Genomic DNA, 15,313 nt, shown 5'->3' with positions numbered 1-15,313 from the left:
CCTATCCGAACGGCCTGAACAACGCCACGACTGGCAGCGATTGCAGCAGCAACTTCCAGGTCGAACTCAGCGCCGATCCATCGACCACCACAATATCGTCCGGATAGATTGCCGGATCGGCCATTTTGCCATCACGAATCGAATTCAGATCAAAGCTGGCGGCCATGCGCTGGCCCTTGATCGTGCGAAACACCACCACACGGTGGGTATTGGCCCCATCCGCCGTGCCGCGCGCCATGGCGATGGTCTGGAGCAACGAGGTCTGCCCCGCCACCGGATAGAGCCCCGGCTGGCTGACCGATCCATCTACCGTCACCACCCGCAGCATCGGCGCCTTGAGCAGAACCTGCACATCGGGCGCTTGCAGATAACGCTCACCCAGCGCTGCGGCCACTTCCTGCCCCAGCTGATCGGTCGTCTTGCCCGCGGCCGCAACATTGCCGATCAGCGGCACCTTGATTCGTCCGGCCACGTCAATCGCCTGATCGCCCGACAGGCTTTCCACGTTGTAGACCTTGATCGTGATCACATCGCCGGGGGCCAGCACCGGCGGCAATTTTGGGATCTTGTCCGCCAGCGGATCGGGCGCGACAAAGCCGGCCGGATCATAGGGGATGTCTCCGCCGCGCGTTGCGCAGGCAGCCAGCGCCAACGCCAGCAGGATGGCGGCCAGACTGCGCCAGCGGGGCGGCGATACGATTGCTGCGGGGATCATGCCGGGTTGTTATCCTCTCCCCCGCTGCGGCGCAACCGCTGCGCGCGGGTCAAACGGCGGCGCACCAGCAAGGGCACGCGCAGCACCGGGTAGAGCCAGAACAATGTGGGCGGCAAAGCCGTGGAGGCCACATCCTCGCCCGACAGCGCCAGCCGCCGCAGCACCGCGATCGGCCCGCGCACGCCCGTTACGACCAGCGCCTTGGCCAGCATTTCCGCCCAGCCGCGCCAGCGCGTCGCCTCCAGCTCTTGCGCGCCCTGCCCGGCGCGCAGCATGGTGCGCGACAGGCGCAACAGCAGGCCCAGCCGCAGCCCGCGCGGCGGCGTGAAGCCCGGCGGCGGGGTCAGGCCGAACAGCTCCTGACCCAGCAGGATCGCGGAAGCGGCGGGAATCGCGGCGCCCTGCGCGCGGGCATGGTGCCACAGCGCTGCGCCGCCATCCGCACTGCGGTGGAGCAGTGCGGCCACATCGGCCAGCCACTTCAGCCGCGCCCAGCCATGCGCCGCGCCGTGGGTGCATAGCAGCAGGAACTGCGCGCAATCGTCCAGCACGGGCACCGCGCGGCCGGGAGACAGCTCGGTCAGGCCCAGCTCTGCGGCGGGGGGAAGTTCCGGGCGGGCCAGTTCGTCGCTCATCCGCCAATGCAGTTCCACCGTGATGCCGCTGGCCGGATGGCTGTGGATGCTGTCCTTGCTGGCCCGGCAATAGAGCGCGAGCCGGGCTCCGCCGAGGTCCGCGGCGGGGGTGATCCGGGCCAGCCCCAGCCGGTCCAGCACCTGCCAGGCCTGCGCCACCGCACCGCGCGGCACCAGCAGATCGATATCCACCGCCGAACGCAGCAGCGGCGAACCGAACGCGCGCTGGGACAGGGTCAGTCCTTTGAGGAACGCGAATGCGATCCCAGCCGCGTTCAGCGCATCGGCCAGATCGAGCGACAGGGCCAGTTGGCGCATCGCGCGCTGGCGGGCGTGCTGGGCCTGGCGGGCCAGCCGTGGCGGAGCCTCGCGCCCCTGCTCGGCCAGCCGCGCCGCGACCAGTGCGGAAACCTGATGCCGCCGGGCGACGCGGGCCAGCAGCTCCAGGTCAAGGCCGGTCTGATCGGGCAGTTCCGGGCGCTGCGGCGCAAGGCAGGCGCAGACCATGTCAAACGCGGCCAATCCGCCGCTTTCTTGCGTGGTGGGCAAGGTCTGCTTGATCGCGGGGGCCGCTTCAGCCACGGTCACGCCCATGACGAATCAAAGCGAACCCGCCCCCACCGACCTGACCTTTGACCTGTTCGAACCGATCGTGGGCGAAGTGTTTGCCATCCCCATGGGTGAGGAACGCTTTGACCTGACCCTGACCGAGGCCGAACTGCTCAAGCATTTCAATCCCGAAGTGCATCGCCGCCCGCCCTTTGAACTGGTGTTCGCTTGCCCTGACCTGCGTGTCCTGCCGCAGGGCAACTATGCCATGGACAATGCAACGCTGGGAGCTCTCGAAATGTTCATCGTCCCGATTGCCGGCGATGCGCAAGGGATCACGTATCAGGCTGTGTTCAACTGACTTTGGCGCGGTCTGCCGGCAGCGGCAATTCCATCTCGATATAGATGCCCTGCTCTTCGCGGACCGCGACGAACCCCAGCCGTTCGTAAAGGCGCCGCGCGGGGTTGTAGAATTCCACAAAAATGGACAGCACTTTGCCAGCTTCGGCCGCGCTATCGGCCAGTTCCTGCAGCAAGACCGCGCCCATGCCCTGGCCGCGCTGCTCAGGCACGAAGACGATATCGACGATATGCAGCGCCGTCTCAAGCTCTTGCATATAGAGCCGCCCGATCGGCACACCGCCGCATTCGATCACGTCAAACGAAACGTCCTTCAGCACCGTCTGGTAATGCAGGCGCTGGGCATCGAACTGCATCCGCACGAAGGCAAGTTTCTGTTCGTCGCTCCAATACGGGACCTGTTCCAGCTCGCGCACGCGGGTGGTGCCATAAAGTTCGATCAGGAACGGATCGTCCGCAGGCTCTTCCGGCCGCAAACGCATACCCGCCGCAGCCAGTGCGGCGGGAATTCGGACCAGAGGACTGCGCATCTAAGTTTTCAAGCCGTAATCTGGATCAGTTGCGCGAAGGATAGATGCCCTGCAGTGCGATGCAGAAATTCACCCCCAGATAGGGCTGCATGTTTTCATGCGCGCCCCCAGACCAGACAGAAGACAGCGCGGCCTGGTTGAAAGTGGTGTTGGGGGTGGTCGTATCGCTGTAGGTGTTGTTCGGGCCGGACAGGCCGAACATCGCCGTGGTCCCCGGGGTCGCCACGTTCTGCGCCGGATTTGGCGTGTTCAGCGTAGCCGAACTGAGCGTGTGGGTGTGCGGCGGAATCTGGCTGGTGGTCAAGGTCACCGTGGTCGAGCCACCGGTCTGGCCAAGGACGGACTGGCTCAGCCCCGACCCCTGTCCTTCACCTCTGACCGCGCGCGAAGCCAGGTTGGGCAGCATGAACGTAGTCGTTCCATTGCCGCCATACGTTGTGCCCAACAGCGAGAAGAGCGCGGTGTTCTGTGCAATTGACAGAGTCGCGCCGTTGCAGAATGCCCAGCCACGCGGATTGAAATTGAATCCGTAAATCTGGATTTCGCCAATGAATGGTTGCGTCATGATACCAGGCTCCGGATCTTAGTTACGCGAAGGGAAGATGCCTTCCACGGCGATGATATAGTTCAACGTCTGGTTGGGCATCATGTTGTCGTGCGGCTGCCCCTGACCAACACTGCTGATGCTGGTGCCAGCCATGGCCCCGGGAACAACCGTGCTGGTGCCCGGAACGACATACAGCGTTGGCGTGGAGATCGTATCAACCGGTTTGGCCGGGATCACCGTCGGCCCGGGAACGGTAACATTGCCTGCCGCCGTGGTCGCCACAGGTGTGTGCGTGTGCAGCGGAATCTGATTGCTGGTCAGGGTGACCGTTTCGACGCCGGCCCTTTCTCCGATGACGCGGTTGGAAAGGCCGGGTCCCGTTCCCTGATGAACCGGGATGCGCCCGCGCAGGTCCGGCAAGCCAAAAGTGGTGATGCCATCCCCGCCATAGGTGGTCCCGATCAGGGCAAACAGCGCGTTGTAGTCCGCAATGGCAATCAACTGGCCATAGCAGCGCATCCAACCCCGGGGATTGAAATTCCCCCCGAACAACCTGATTTCACCGATATATGGACTGGACATGGTATTATCCCCTTGGGATGCCGCAAGCTTTGGGAAAGGTGTTCAATCAGTTCCGCGAGGGGAAGATTCCCGAAATGGCGACACAAAAATTGATCACGGAATAGGGCTGCATGTTGGCGTGCGCCTGACCCTGGCCCACCGAGCTGACCGAACTGGGATTGAGCGTGGTGTTAGTGCCTGGCACGGCATAATAGTCCGCAATGCTCGCACTGTCGGTTCCGAACAATTTGCCGGTCGGCACACGCTTGTTGGCGACGGTTGTGGTCGCGTTGAGCGAATGGGTGTGAGTCGGCGAGTTCGTGGCGCTCAGCGTAACACTCTCCTGACCCGAAGCCTGCCCGATCTGGACCGCAGGCGGCTGCCACGCGGGGTTGACGGAAGAGGCATAGCCAATCGGGGTGCGTCCGCGCAGATCCGGCAGTGCAAAGTTCGTCGTGCCATTACCGCCGTACTGCGTTCCCAGCAGCGAGAACAAGGCCTGGTTCTGGGCGATCGGCAACAACTGCCCATTGCACTGCGCCCAGAATCGGGGCGGGAAGTCGAACGCGAACATGCTGATCTGGCCAATAAAAAAATCCGTCATCGTCCGCTTTCCCTCATTCAACGCAGCAAAGCTTGCCCGCTGGACCTTTGGCTGTCCAGCCCCTGCACGCCGTAGGTATCGATACGGAGGATAGCAACTGCGCATCCATTTGCACCAGATTCTTTCGCTTTCCGCGCAGATTTTCGCTATTTTACGAAATAATCATGCTTTTTGATTGATATGCCGCAGCGCCGCAGACGGCATTCATTGGTATTGATGCGGTGTTGATGCCAAAATGGTGACATCCACCACGCAAAGTACAGCTAACCGATTGCAAGCGTCTGGACTTTCTGGCAACAGTGCTCCGTCTGCCGACAGCGGCGAACTACAGGATCAGGGCTCAAATGAATCAGAACGATCAGAATTGTGCTGCTCTGTCGCAGGTTGATGCTGCGCTTCAGGCTCCCGCACGTGCCCCCTGGACTTCGCCTGAGGTGATCGTTTCCAGCCTGGGCGATGCCCGCGGTGCCAGTGTCACTCCCGGTGCCGATGGCTCATCAGGGTCCTACACCTACGGTTCCTGATTGCGGGCGTTCTGCCGCTCGAACCAATTGACAAATCTGGCGATTACCAACGCGGTGGCCCCATGGATCACCGCCAGTTGGCTTGTGGTCGGTGCATTTTCATCGCCCGGATTCGCCAACGCACGCTCCAGCTTGGCATAGTCCACCGCGCGCGCCGCCGGTGCCCCCTGCCCCTCGGTCTGCAACTCTGCCAGCGCGGCGGGGGCCGAGCCCGCCAGCATCGCGTAAAGGCCGGGCCGTTCTGAAACATTGCCTGGCGGCGAATCGATCAACTGCTGCGGCAGCACGTCGGCCAGGGCATTGCGCGCCAGCCAGCGTTCCAGCCCGTCCTTCAGATAGAGCCGCTCGGGGATGGCCAGCCCCAGCTCCACTACCCGCCGATCATGATACGGGCGGCTGAAATCCAGCCCGGCCTGCGCCGCCAGATTATTGACCATCGGCGCCGCGCAGCCCATTCGCTGCAACATATGCCGCCAGCGCCCCGCCCAGCGGCCATGCACCACATAGGGATCGCGCAAGCGGCGGGGATTGATCCGGCCCGCAGCGATCATTCGGGCGGCAAAATCGTCGCGGGAAAAGCGCAGCTGCCATAACGGGGTCAAGCCGCGCCGCAGCGCCAGTGCCGCCCGCAGCATCGCCACAGGCAGCAGTGGCCGCGCCACTTCATAGGTCAGAATCCAGACCAGACCCCGCCCGTGCCGGCGCCGGCGCGCGCGCAGTTCGCGCACAAAGCGCCGCAAATCGCCGCTGAGCAGGATCTGGCCGAGCAGCCCGCCTTCCAGGTGGTTGACCGTATAGTCCCCGCCGTGCCCATCCAGCGCCAGCCGCGCCCCCGCCGCATGGCCCATGACATAGGCGCTGCGACGCACGTAATCGTGTGGCTGGCAATCATCGAGCTCGGCAAAGCCCTGTTCCAGATGCATGAAGTGATGTTCATCACGCCGGGCATACCAGCGCAGATCGATCCCCGGCATGTTCCGGAACGCACTGGCCGCGCGGCGGGCATCGGCCGTGGGCCGCCCTTCGCCCTCTGGCAGGACAGAGGCCACCGCCAGCACGGCCTTGCCCTGCCGCACGGCATAGGGCGCGGCAATGGCCGCGATGGTGCCGCTATCGAACCCGCCGCTGAACATCAGCATCGGGGGATGATCCAGCCGCCGCACCCGGCAGGCAATCGCTTCTTTCACCACCTGGCGATAGGCGCTGAGGTAATAGGCATCGTCCTGCCCCAGGTGGCGCGGATCGGCGCGGGGCTCCCAGAACCGGGTCACTTCCAGCTGACCAGCCGCGTCATAGATATGCAGATGCCCACCGGGCAGCACTGTGATCCCTTCAAACAAGGTTACATCCGGCGCAGGATCGACCGGGCCCAGCAAGCGGCTAGCCAGCCCCACATCATTCAGGCGGCGCGGCACGCCTTCGACCGTCCACAGCGCTTTCGCTTCGCTGGCGAAGGCGATCAGCCCGGGGCCGTGGTGCAGGTAGAGCCCGCGCTGCCCCATTCCGTCGCGAGCAAGATGGAGCCGCTGCGCACGGTGATCCCACAGGGCCAGGGCAAAATCGCCAAGCAACCGGTCCAGACAATCCGGACCCCAGCGCCGCCAGGCTTCAAGCACGACCGCACTGTCAGGCATGCCGCCAAGCCGGTCTGGCGTGATCCCCAGTTCCTGCGCCAGCTCCTCGCGGTTATCCAGCCGCAGGTCAGCCACCAGGGTTACCCCCAGGTCGCGGTCATGCAGGGGCTGCGCTTCCAGCCGGTCCTCATGGTTGACCCGCAGCAGGCAGTGCCCCAGCCCAACCGGGCCAAGCGCAAGCGATGCCTGCCCGTCAGGCCCGCGATGCACCAGGCTGCGCTGCATCCGCGCCAGGTCCGCTTCGCTCGCCGCGCCGCCCAGGCGCACCAGACCGAAAATTGCGCTCATCGCCCGCGCCGCCGGATCAGATCGCGCCCGCCGGCACCCATTCGATCGCCTGTTGCCGCTCCAGTTCGGACAGGAAAGTGTCCAGTTCGGACCGGCACTGTTCGGGGCTAACTTCAAATTCGGTCAGCAATTGCGCAGACAGCGCATCGCGGTCAGGGCAACTGTCGATCAGATCCCAGATCCGCGCGCCCATGGTGTTGAGCCCCAGATAGGTGCCACGCGCCGCGCTCATCATCATAACTTCATCGCCGGCACGGGCGGACAGCCAGTCACCGGACTTGCGGATCATCATCGGGCCTGTTTCCCTGGTTGAACCTGCATCACTAGGCACTGCGCTTGATCCGTCAATCCGCGTTTGCCCGATCAAGCGCCCGCAGCCGCGCCACGGCGGGGGCAAGCAGACGTTCGGCCATTTCCAACACCTGCTCCGATGCCTTTGCCCGCGTGGGGCGTTCGTGCGGATCAAACGCCTTGTTGGGTTCCTTGGCATCGCGGGTCAGCGAAGCGGCGATCGCCTGTCGTCCTGCTTCATCCGGCGCAATGCCGAAATGGGGCAGTATCCGTTCCTCCAGTGCTGCGGGAAGGCTTGCATAGTCCACGAAAATCCCGCCGCCGACCCCGGCATGATCGGCCGCCTGGTGGCACGTAGCTGTCAGCACGCGCGTGGTGAACTCCATCCCCGGGATGGCCCCCACGGGGTCGATCCCGACCAGTGCGGAATGCGGGCCCGGCAGAGTCTGCGATCCCGACATGCGTTCGTGCGACATCAACACTTCCACCGGGTCGCGATAGAGGAATATCCACGGCGTATCGGGAAAGGCCGCGCGCAGCAGCGGCAGCGCCCCGGCGTGCCAGCAATCGGTTTTCAGGAAGCGCCGCTGCACCGTGCCATCACGGTCACTCGCCAGAACCCCGGCCATGGCGCGCAGCAACCCCAGCCGCATCTCCAGCGGAATATCCTCACGCGCGGCGCACTGTTGCAGCACTTCGTCAAACGGCGGTGGTTCGGACAGCACCAGATTGCCCGGCATGGCCCGCAGCGCGCGCGAGACCAGAGTAGAGCCGCACCGCGACATGTGGAACACCAGCCCGTCCAGCCGTGGCGGTGGATTGAGTCCGGGTTCGTCCAGCAAGGCTCCCAACGGGGTGCGGCATTCGATCAGCACCGAAACCGGATGCCCGCGGGCGCGGCGCTGGGTTCCGTCAAAGAACGAATCGTGCATCGGCGCCTGGCCATAGTGCGCCCAGTCGATCACCAGTTGCGCGCCATCGGAGCCCAGCCCCGTCGGCAGCCAGCGCGGCCCGGGGCGGTGCACAGCATTCACCGGGCTTTGGGACAGCCGTTCAAGCCCCAGCGGATCGGCCCGCAACGCATTGCGCAGGCCTTCCGGTTCAAGCGCGATGCTGTGCCCGGTCGCAAATTCTATCAATGCAGCCAGCGCCGCTTCCCGGTCTGCCAGATCGGCAATGCGGTCCAGCGCGGCCGGATCGGCCAGCAAGGCCGCTCGCAATGCCGCAAGTTTGGCGGGATCGGTGCGTTCAGGTGTGAAAGGGTGCGGCGGGACTGATTGTTGCATTCCTGTTCCTAACCGATAGGGTCGCCCCAGGACAACGCCGATCATGCACACCCCCGCCATCCCCGCACTCAGTGCCTTGCCCGACCGGCTTTGCCTGCCCTTGGCGTTCGATCCGGCGCGCCTGCTGGCAGACATTGCCGAAATCGCCGACGCTGACTGGATCGCCCATTTCGTGCCGGGCAACTATGAAGGCGGGTGGAGCGTTATTCCGCTGCGGTGCACTGCCGGTGCCGGTAAATTGCACCCGATCCTGATGATCCAATCGGACCCCGAGGCGACCGAGTTCGAAAGCACGCCCTGGCTGGAGCGCGCACCCTATCTGACGCAAGTGCTGGCGGCATTCCAATGCCCGTTGCTGGCGGTGCGCCTGATGCGGCTGGAACCTGCCTCGCGGATCAAGCCGCACCGCGATCTTGACCTTGATGCCGCGCGGGGCACCGCACGGCTGCATGTTCCGATCACCACCAATCCCGATGTCGATTTCCGGCTGAACCAGCAGCGGGTCGATATGGCGCCCGGCTCAACCTGGTACCTGCGCCTGGCAGACGAACACGCCATCACCAATGCCGGCACTGCCACGCGGGTCCATCTGGTGATCGATTGCGCAGTGGATGAATGGCTGACCGATCTGCTCAAACAGGCAGCAGCAAGCCCGATAGTCTAGACGCGGCCTGCAAAACAGCCGACTTCGACCATGTCGGCCGGCAAGGGATAGCCGGTAATCGGCACGCCGCCCAGATCGAGCCAGGCGTGGGTTTCACCTTTTGGCTGGCCCGGCGCAGCCCCCAGGTGCAGAGCCCAGCGCAGCCCGCGCGCCCGGCACAGATTGCGTGCAGCCAGCGCCTGAGCCAGGCAGGCGGGCCTTAGCGGGGTGTAGTGAATCACAGCGGCAATCGCCCACCGCAGTTCACGCGCCTGCTCCGCCTCGATCTCGTTTGCAGGCGTGACCGGCTGCGGTGGCTGCATCGTGCCAAGCTGGGCTGCGATACGCGGGAACGGCACCAGCCAAACTTGCAGAGCCGCCCGGGCCAGCGCAGCCATAGCCGCCAGCAGCAACCGGCGCTGCCCTCCTGGCAACGCGATCAGGCGCGCAAGACGGCTCATCCGGATTCCGGCAGATAGCCGAGGCGGCGCATCATCCCGGCGTGATCGGCTTCGATCCGGGCACACTGCGCGGCGGTGAGCTCCTCCCGCCAGCCGCCCGCGCGGCCCTTGCGAAAGAAGCGGCCCTCGCTCATCTTCACAGGAGCCTCGCGAAACCCGAACTGCGCTTCCTGTGCTTGCAAGGCTTCGAAACTTGACCGTTCCACCGCCCGTCCAATCGCATCGCGCCCGATCTCAAAGCCCAGCTTGTCCAGCAAGCGGCTCAGCTCTCCAGCGGTATCGGCCAGCATGTCCTCATAGCGCAGCAGGTGCACAGGCAGTTCACGCTGATCCAGCCACGATCGGTTGAACCCGCTCCACCCCAGCAGGCGCTGGCGCAATTGCAGCGCCTGGCGGTCGGTTGCACCGGCCAGCATATCCAGGGGATCGGCCATGATGGCGACCGCATCATCGATCGACTTGCCGTTGTGGTTGGCAAGCGAAGCGACCACATCGCGCGGATCGCGCACGATCAGCACCGCCGCCCGCGCAGCTTCCGCCCCGCCAAGCAGCGGTTCATTGCGATCGGTCAGCGTCCAGGCGTCATGGGTCTTGAGAAAGCGTGTATCGGCAAAATGGACGGCCTCCGCCTCATCCTCAAGCTCAGAAACGTGCCGATAGACCGCCGGGCGAATGCGGTCGCATTCGTCGTGAGTCAGCAGGCCGGTGGCGAACATAAGGGCTTCATCGATCAGCGCACGGCCGCTGGCGATCCCACCCGCCAGCCGCGGCGCACCCCGGCTGATACTTTCGTCGTGACCAAGGTTGGCGAGCAACAGACGGAGCCAGGTGTTGCCGCATTTGGGATAGGACGCGAGCCAGACCCGCGCCATTATCCCGCCTTCCCGTCTGGCTGGCGCAGGCCGTGCCAATGCTGTTCCAGGCAGGCGACTACTGCATCGATCTGGTCAAAATCGAGCGGCCGGATCAATCGCCAGACCCCGTCAGCCTGCACGGCGCCGGCCGCTGCCTGCAGGTACAACGAATCCTGGTTGAGCCGTTTGACCATCCCCGGGCGATAGGCATTGCGCCGTACCTCGATCGCGGCATCGGCAAGGTTCAGGCGGTGCAGCGCAATCGCCGGACCGCCTCCGGCCAGATCCGGACTGCGGGTTTCACGGAGAATATGGATCGCCCCCAGCGGTAAGGGCCCGGTACTGGAACCTTCGGGTTCGACATAGAACTTGGCGATCTGATCGCGCACCGCGCCGCCGCTGCGCTGTTCCAGTTCCAGCCGTTCGATCGAACGCTGCCACAGCTTCATCGCCCGACCATCGGGGTGGACCATCGCCACGGCTTGCCCAAGTCCGGTCAGCAGGCACTGGTCATCGGCCAGCAGCGTGTATCCCCGCTGTGCCAGCGCTGCCGCCATAGTCGATTTGCCTGCCCCCGATACCCCGCAGAACAGCATCGCCCGTCCTTGCACCGCCACGGCGCTGGCGTGCAGTACCACGCTCCCGCGCTGGTGCAGCAACAGGCCGATTCCGCTGGCCGCGACAAAGATCGAGGCATCCTCAGGTCGGACGCCTTGCTCACATTGCCAGGTCAGATGGCCGCCGCCATCCAGCAGCATCCGCACCACATCGGGAACCCGCAGCAAAAAGCGGTCCCCGGCAAGCTGCCAGTTGGGGCCATGCTGATCGGCCGGATCAAGCTGGTCCGGCACCAGACCCTGCACGATCGTGATGTCAGGCTGTGCGTCGCTTGCCGCTGCGACAATCGCACCAGGCAGCGCGAGGTCGCTTTCGACCCGCAGACCTGAAATCAGATAGCTCGCCATGCATGCTCCCCTGAACGCGCACGCCAGCTAACGCGGCAGCGCGGTCAGGTCCAGCCGGATCAGATCAGGTCAGGCGTTGAAGCCGTGCGTCAGTTCGCGCTTGGCGAGCTTGTCCGTCGCATGGATCGCGCTGTCCAGAGCGGCCATCTGGCGTCCGCTTAGCGCAGTCTTGCCACGGGGCTTGGCCACCAGATAGGCGGTCTGAGCACTGTCGCTGGCAGCCAGCATGCCGGCCGAAAGGCCCATCGCCTCGACCACATAGCCGTCCTTGGCGCTGGCGACTTCAACTTGAGCATCAAGCCAGGCTGTCAAATCCTTGCTGTCACGCGTCACGTGTTCTTCGCGCAGGTTGGCCAACTTGTCCGCCTTGCTCGGTGCGGAACCGGCGCGATAATAGGGGTCAATCATCATGACGGCAAACCCGGCGCTGGCCAGTTCGCGCGCGATTGCTTCATTCGAGCTGCGCAGACCGGCCACATCGGGCCACAACACCACACCGGGATGCTTCCCTTCTGCAGGGTGAGCATAGAGCACGGTCGCGGTGCCATCGCGCGTTTCTACCTGAACCTTGCGTTCCTGGACCGGCAGCGCAGCATGGGCCACACCGGAATATCCCGCCGCCGCCGCAGTCACCACGCCCAAAGCTGCAAACTGCCGCCGCGAAAGGCCCGTGGCCGGGTTCGAATTGCGCATGCCAAGTTCCCCAAGTTAAGTTACCTAAGTAGCAACCTATATCCTTGGGCAAGGGAACAGCAAGCGGATAAACCACCTTTCGCGCTGCCGCTGTGCACAAACCCTGTCCCGCTACGGGCCGCGCAGCCCGTGCAAATCCGGCTGGCGCGGGCGCGGCGAATGTGCCAGACATTGACCCTTGCCGACCAGCCTGACGCCTGACGGGAGTGCCTTTTCCAGTGATTCAAAGATTTGCCCGACGACTGCCCCTTGCGCTGGCCATGCTGACCCTGGCGAGTCCGGTGCTCGCCGCTGTTCCGGCGGACCCGCAAGGATCGGGTGCAATAATTGCAGCGGTCAATTGGCTGCAGGGCACTTTGATGGGCACCGTGGCAACCGTCGTGGCGGTTATCGCGGTCGCATCGGTGGGTTTCATGATGCTGACGGGCCGAATCAACTGGCGTCACGGCGCGGTGGTGATTCTGGGCTGCTTCATCCTGTTCGGCGCGGCCAGCATCGTTGCCGGCATCCGCGCCGCGGCAGGCGGCTGAGCCATGGCGGCGGGGCTGCGGCAGGACCGCGTGTTCCTGGCACTCACCCGCCCGCAGATGCTGGGCGGGGTGACCTATACCTTCTTCGTGATCAACGGCGTGCTCGCGGCTGAGCTGTTCCTGATCTTCAAAAGCTTCTGGGTGATCCCGATCGCGCTGCTGACCCATCTGGCGGGTGCCGTGGTGTGCCTGCGCGAACCACGCTTTTTCGATCTGTGGATCGCCAAGGTCAGCCGCTGTCCCCGGGTCAAGAATTATGCGGTGTGGGGATGCAACTCGTACCAGCCCTGACCCGCGATCCAAAGGTGACAGCGCACGAACAACGCGTGGGCGATCACCTGCCCTATGCGCGCCATCTGGATGACGTGACGCTGGAAACCCGCGACGGTTTGCTGATGCAGACCATCCGGCTGGGCGGGCTACTGTTCGAAACGGCCGATACCGACGAACTCAATTACCGCGCCGAACTGCGCGAGGCGACCCTGCGCGCGGTCGCTTCATCGCGGTTCGCAATCTACCACCACGTCGTGCGCCGCAAGGCCGAGGCATTGCTCGACGCGCGCTTCCCCGACGCTTTTTCACGCCATCTGGATGAGCGCTGGCGCGAGCGGCTGCAAGCGCGCGAAATGTACGTGAACGAGCTGTTCGTGACGCTGGTGCGCCGCCCGGTGCAGGGCCGGATCGGGCTGGCAGATCGGGTCCGCGGCTGGTTCGCCCGCACGGTGGAAGACCGCACGGCCATGCTCGCCACCGAAAAGCGCGCGCTCGATACCGCGAGCGAGGCACTGCTCGCCGCCCTCGGTGCTTACAGCCCCCGCCTGCTGGGCGTGCATGAAACCGAACAGGGGTTCCGCAGCGAGCCACTGGAGTTTCTGTCCTGCCTGCTCAACGCCGAAATGCGCCCGGTCGGGCTGCCGCACGGCGATATTGGCCACCACATCCCGGCGCGGCGGATCAGCTTTGGCCAGGATGCGTTTGAACTGGGCACAGCGGGGGACAGCGCGCGCAAGTTCGGGGCGATTATTTCGATCAAGGACTATCCGGCGCAGACCATGCCGGGAATGTTCGACGAGCTGTACCGCCTGCCAATGCAGATGACGGTCAGTCAGTCGTTCGCTTTTGTCGAACGCGGCGCGGCACTGGGGCGAATGAACCTGGCGCTGCGGCGAATGAAATCGAGCGAGGACGAAGCGCTGAGCCTGCGCGACGAACTGGCCCGCGCCAAGGACGATGTCGCATCGGGCCGCGCCGCCTTTGGTGAGCATCACACCACAATCACTGTCCATGCCGACAGCATTGAAGCGTTGGACGGCAATGTTGCCGAAGTGATGGCCGCGATGGCCGATCTCGGGATTGTCGCGGTGCGTGAGGATATTGCCCTGGAACCAGCGTTCTGGGCGCAGTTCCCCGGCAACTTCAAATATATCGCCCGCCGCGCGATGGTTTCCACCCGGCACTTTGCCGGGCTCGCCAGCCTGCACAATTTCCCCGTCGGCCGCGCGCGCGGCAATCATTGGGGCGATGCGGTAACGCTATTCGAAACCACCGCTGCCGGGCCCTATTTCTTCAGTTTCCACCATGGTGATCTGGGCAATTTCACCGTCATCGGCCCGTCGGGTTCAGGCAAGACGGTGGTGCTGAATTTCCTGCTGGCGCAAGCGCGCAAGTTCGCGCCGCGCATTGTCTTCTTTGACAAGGATCGCGGCGCCGAACTGTTCATCCGTGCAATCGGCGGCCAGTATGACCGGCTGCGGCCCGGATCGCCCTCTGGCCTCAATCCCTTGCAGGTTGAGGATACGGCGGCCAACCGCCAGTTCCTGCTTGAATGGCTGACATTGCTCGCGGGCGGTGCGAGTGCAGCCGAAACCGAAGTTATCAAGGACGCGGTCGCCGCCAATTTCGACCAGCCGTTACTCCACCGCCGCCTGCGCCACCTGGTCGAATTGTTCCGCGGCCGGTCCAAGCCGCAAGCGGGCGATCTCCATTCGCGGATGCGCCCCTGGTTCGGCGAAGGTGAGCGCGCCTGGCTGTTCGACAACGAAACCGACCTGACCGACCTCAGCGCCGCTACGGTTGGTTTTGACATGACCGCGATCCTGGATGATCCGGTCGCGCGCACCCCGGCGCTGCTGTATTTCTTCCACCGGGTAGAGGAACGGCTGGACGGCACCCCATCGATCATCGTGGTTGATGAAGGCTGGAAAGCGCTGGACGACGATGTGTTCGTGCGGCGGATCAAGGACTGGGAAAAGACCATCCGCAAGCGCAACGGGATTGTCGGCTTTGCCACTCAGAGCGCGCAAGATGCACTGGAAAGCCGCATTTCCAGCGCGATCGTGGAACAGGCTGCAACCCAGGTGTTCATGATCAATCCCAAGGCCCGAGCCGAGGATTACATCGATGGTTTCGGGCTGACCCCGCACGAATTTGAACTGATCCGCAGCCTGCCCGACAGTTCGCACTGCTTTCTGATCAAGCACGGGCATGACAGCGTGGTCGCGCGGCTCAACCTGAATGGCGAGAAGGATCTGCTGACGATCCTTTCGGGCCGTGAATCCACAGTTCGGATCTTTGACGAGCTGGTCAGCCAGACCGGGGTCGACCCGGCCGACTGGATGCCCAGCCTGCTGGAGCGCGCCTGAC

18 protein-coding genes are annotated in these 15,313 nt (G+C 64.3%); 5 read left to right on the top strand and 13 right to left on the bottom strand.

The features are described from left to right. Nucleotide 1: 1 nt before the first annotated feature. Both MNBBLIKP_RS02860 and MNBBLIKP_RS02855 read right to left on the bottom strand, forming a co-directional pair. Nucleotides 2-715: a polysaccharide biosynthesis/export family protein gene (locus MNBBLIKP_RS02860; RefSeq protein WP_088307261.1), complete on the bottom strand. Its 714-nt coding sequence runs from the start codon at nucleotides 713-715 to the stop codon at nucleotides 2-4. Further along, the gene (locus tag MNBBLIKP_RS02855) at nucleotides 712-1,938 is read right to left on the bottom strand and encodes a nucleotidyltransferase domain-containing protein (RefSeq protein ID WP_217896644.1); all 1,227 of its coding nucleotides are present in this window, start codon (nucleotides 1,936-1,938) and stop codon (nucleotides 712-714) included. The genes MNBBLIKP_RS02860 and MNBBLIKP_RS02855 overlap by 4 nt, the downstream gene beginning before the upstream one ends. Before the next feature lie 4 nt (nucleotides 1,939-1,942). Here MNBBLIKP_RS02855 and MNBBLIKP_RS02850 point away from each other — a divergent pair, with 4 nt between their 5' ends. After that, a complete protein-coding gene (locus tag MNBBLIKP_RS02850; RefSeq protein ID WP_088307257.1) occupies nucleotides 1,943-2,260 on the top strand; it encodes a DUF6916 family protein in 318 nt (105 codons plus the stop codon). Here MNBBLIKP_RS02850 and MNBBLIKP_RS02845 read toward each other — a convergent pair. From MNBBLIKP_RS02845 to MNBBLIKP_RS17935, 7 genes are all read right to left on the bottom strand, one after another. Continuing rightward, complete coding sequence (locus MNBBLIKP_RS02845; RefSeq protein WP_088307255.1) at nucleotides 2,253-2,789, bottom strand: GNAT family N-acetyltransferase; 537 nt, start codon at nucleotides 2,787-2,789, stop codon at nucleotides 2,253-2,255. The genes MNBBLIKP_RS02850 and MNBBLIKP_RS02845 overlap by 8 nt on opposite strands. Nucleotides 2,790-2,814: 25 nt before the next feature. Beyond that, nucleotides 2,815-3,354 (bottom strand): phage tail protein, encoded by a 540-nt coding sequence (locus MNBBLIKP_RS02840; RefSeq protein WP_088307253.1) that lies wholly within the window; start codon nucleotides 3,352-3,354, stop codon nucleotides 2,815-2,817. An 18-nt stretch (nucleotides 3,355-3,372) separates the two neighbouring features. Continuing rightward, nucleotides 3,373-3,918 carry a phage tail protein gene (locus MNBBLIKP_RS02835; protein ID WP_088307251.1) on the bottom strand — a complete coding sequence of 182 codons (546 nt, stop codon included), beginning with the start codon at nucleotides 3,916-3,918 and terminating at the stop codon, nucleotides 3,373-3,375. A gap of 46 nt (nucleotides 3,919-3,964) precedes the next feature. After that, a complete protein-coding gene (locus MNBBLIKP_RS02830; protein ID WP_088307249.1) occupies nucleotides 3,965-4,501 on the bottom strand; it encodes a phage tail protein in 537 nt (178 codons plus the stop codon). Nucleotides 4,502-5,012: 511 nt separating this feature from the next. Next, entirely contained in the window at nucleotides 5,013-6,947 is a 1,935-nt protein-coding gene (locus MNBBLIKP_RS02825; RefSeq protein ID WP_088307247.1) for an asparagine synthetase B family protein, read from the bottom strand. A 16-nt stretch (nucleotides 6,948-6,963) separates the two neighbouring features. Next, the gene (locus MNBBLIKP_RS17940) at nucleotides 6,964-7,239 is read right to left on the bottom strand and encodes a PqqD family protein (RefSeq protein WP_176399628.1); all 276 of its coding nucleotides are present in this window, start codon (nucleotides 7,237-7,239) and stop codon (nucleotides 6,964-6,966) included. Between the two features lie 52 nt (nucleotides 7,240-7,291). Then, complete coding sequence (locus MNBBLIKP_RS17935; RefSeq protein ID WP_176399627.1) at nucleotides 7,292-8,524, bottom strand: aspartyl beta-hydroxylase; 1,233 nt, start codon at nucleotides 8,522-8,524, stop codon at nucleotides 7,292-7,294. Between the two features lie 43 nt (nucleotides 8,525-8,567). On the opposite strand from MNBBLIKP_RS17935, the gene MNBBLIKP_RS02815 reads away from it, so the two are divergent. Next, a complete protein-coding gene (locus tag MNBBLIKP_RS02815; protein ID WP_088307243.1) occupies nucleotides 8,568-9,188 on the top strand; it encodes an aspartyl/asparaginyl beta-hydroxylase domain-containing protein in 621 nt (206 codons plus the stop codon). On the opposite strand, the gene MNBBLIKP_RS02810 is transcribed toward MNBBLIKP_RS02815, so the two are convergent. The 4 genes from MNBBLIKP_RS02810 to MNBBLIKP_RS02795 form a co-directional block, all read right to left on the bottom strand. Beyond that, complete coding sequence (locus MNBBLIKP_RS02810; protein ID WP_088307241.1) at nucleotides 9,185-9,628, bottom strand: lasso peptide biosynthesis B2 protein; 444 nt, start codon at nucleotides 9,626-9,628, stop codon at nucleotides 9,185-9,187. The two genes, MNBBLIKP_RS02815 and MNBBLIKP_RS02810, sit on opposite strands and share 4 nt — an antisense overlap. Continuing rightward, a complete protein-coding gene (locus MNBBLIKP_RS02805; RefSeq protein ID WP_088307239.1) occupies nucleotides 9,625-10,500 on the bottom strand; it encodes a sulfotransferase domain-containing protein in 876 nt (291 codons plus the stop codon). The genes MNBBLIKP_RS02810 and MNBBLIKP_RS02805 overlap by 4 nt, the downstream gene beginning before the upstream one ends. Then, a complete protein-coding gene (locus MNBBLIKP_RS02800) occupies nucleotides 10,500-11,447 on the bottom strand; it encodes an HPr kinase/phosphorylase (RefSeq protein WP_088307237.1) in 948 nt (315 codons plus the stop codon). The genes MNBBLIKP_RS02805 and MNBBLIKP_RS02800 overlap by 1 nt, the downstream gene beginning before the upstream one ends. Nucleotides 11,448-11,516: 69 nt before the next feature. Beyond that, nucleotides 11,517-12,140 (bottom strand): dienelactone hydrolase family protein, encoded by a 624-nt coding sequence (locus MNBBLIKP_RS02795; protein WP_088307235.1) that lies wholly within the window; start codon nucleotides 12,138-12,140, stop codon nucleotides 11,517-11,519. Nucleotides 12,141-12,361: 221 nt separating this feature from the next. On the opposite strand from MNBBLIKP_RS02795, the gene MNBBLIKP_RS02790 reads away from it, so the two are divergent. From MNBBLIKP_RS02790 to MNBBLIKP_RS02780, 3 genes are read left to right on the top strand one after another with little or no spacing between them, the layout of a single operon-like run. Further along, nucleotides 12,362-12,670, top strand: a complete 309-nt coding sequence (locus MNBBLIKP_RS02790; protein ID WP_254912896.1) for a TrbC/VirB2 family protein — start codon at nucleotides 12,362-12,364, stop codon at nucleotides 12,668-12,670. 3 nt (nucleotides 12,671-12,673) lie between these two features. Beyond that, nucleotides 12,674-12,961 (top strand): type IV secretion system protein VirB3, encoded by a 288-nt coding sequence (locus MNBBLIKP_RS02785; protein ID WP_088307231.1) that lies wholly within the window; start codon nucleotides 12,674-12,676, stop codon nucleotides 12,959-12,961. Further along, nucleotides 12,940-15,312, top strand: coding sequence for a VirB4 family type IV secretion/conjugal transfer ATPase (locus MNBBLIKP_RS02780; protein WP_088307229.1), 2,373 nt, complete (start codon nucleotides 12,940-12,942; stop codon nucleotides 15,310-15,312). The genes MNBBLIKP_RS02785 and MNBBLIKP_RS02780 overlap by 22 nt, the downstream gene beginning before the upstream one ends. Nucleotide 15,313: the final 1 nt, after the last annotated feature.

The organism is Novosphingobium sp. B 225, from assembly GCF_002198665.1.
Lineage (GTDB): Bacteria > Pseudomonadota > Alphaproteobacteria > Sphingomonadales > Sphingomonadaceae > Novosphingobium.
This window is presented reverse-complemented; position numbering and strand designations above follow the sequence as displayed.

Excerpts from the sequence above, each read along its gene's own strand:
- MNBBLIKP_RS02860 (WP_088307261.1), bottom strand. The coding sequence starts at position 715 with ATGATCCCCGCAGCAATCGTATCGCCGCCCCGCTGGCGCAGTCTGGCC.
- MNBBLIKP_RS02850 (WP_088307257.1), top strand. The coding sequence starts at position 1,943 with ATGACGAATCAAAGCGAACCCGCCCCCACCGACCTGACCTTTGACCTG.
- MNBBLIKP_RS02845 (WP_088307255.1), bottom strand. The coding sequence starts at position 2,789 with ATGCGCAGTCCTCTGGTCCGAATTCCCGCCGCACTGGCTGCGGCGGGT.
- MNBBLIKP_RS02840 (WP_088307253.1), bottom strand. The coding sequence starts at position 3,354 with ATGACGCAACCATTCATTGGCGAAATCCAGATTTACGGATTCAATTTC.
- MNBBLIKP_RS02835 (WP_088307251.1), bottom strand. The coding sequence starts at position 3,918 with ATGTCCAGTCCATATATCGGTGAAATCAGGTTGTTCGGGGGGAATTTC.
- MNBBLIKP_RS02830 (WP_088307249.1), bottom strand. The coding sequence starts at position 4,501 with ATGACGGATTTTTTTATTGGCCAGATCAGCATGTTCGCGTTCGACTTC.
- MNBBLIKP_RS02825 (WP_088307247.1), bottom strand. The coding sequence starts at position 6,947 with ATGAGCGCAATTTTCGGTCTGGTGCGCCTGGGCGGCGCGGCGAGCGAA.
- MNBBLIKP_RS17940 (WP_176399628.1), bottom strand. The coding sequence starts at position 7,239 with ATGATGATCCGCAAGTCCGGTGACTGGCTGTCCGCCCGTGCCGGCGAT.
- MNBBLIKP_RS17935 (WP_176399627.1), bottom strand. The coding sequence starts at position 8,524 with ATGCAACAATCAGTCCCGCCGCACCCTTTCACACCTGAACGCACCGAT.
- MNBBLIKP_RS02815 (WP_088307243.1), top strand. The coding sequence starts at position 8,568 with ATGCACACCCCCGCCATCCCCGCACTCAGTGCCTTGCCCGACCGGCTT.
- MNBBLIKP_RS02810 (WP_088307241.1), bottom strand. The coding sequence starts at position 9,628 with ATGAGCCGTCTTGCGCGCCTGATCGCGTTGCCAGGAGGGCAGCGCCGG.
- MNBBLIKP_RS02805 (WP_088307239.1), bottom strand. The coding sequence starts at position 10,500 with ATGGCGCGGGTCTGGCTCGCGTCCTATCCCAAATGCGGCAACACCTGG.
- MNBBLIKP_RS02800 (WP_088307237.1), bottom strand. The coding sequence starts at position 11,447 with ATGGCGAGCTATCTGATTTCAGGTCTGCGGGTCGAAAGCGACCTCGCG.
- MNBBLIKP_RS02795 (WP_088307235.1), bottom strand. The coding sequence starts at position 12,140 with ATGCGCAATTCGAACCCGGCCACGGGCCTTTCGCGGCGGCAGTTTGCA.
- MNBBLIKP_RS02785 (WP_088307231.1), top strand. The coding sequence starts at position 12,674 with ATGGCGGCGGGGCTGCGGCAGGACCGCGTGTTCCTGGCACTCACCCGC.
- MNBBLIKP_RS02780 (WP_088307229.1), top strand. The coding sequence starts at position 12,940 with ATGCAACTCGTACCAGCCCTGACCCGCGATCCAAAGGTGACAGCGCAC.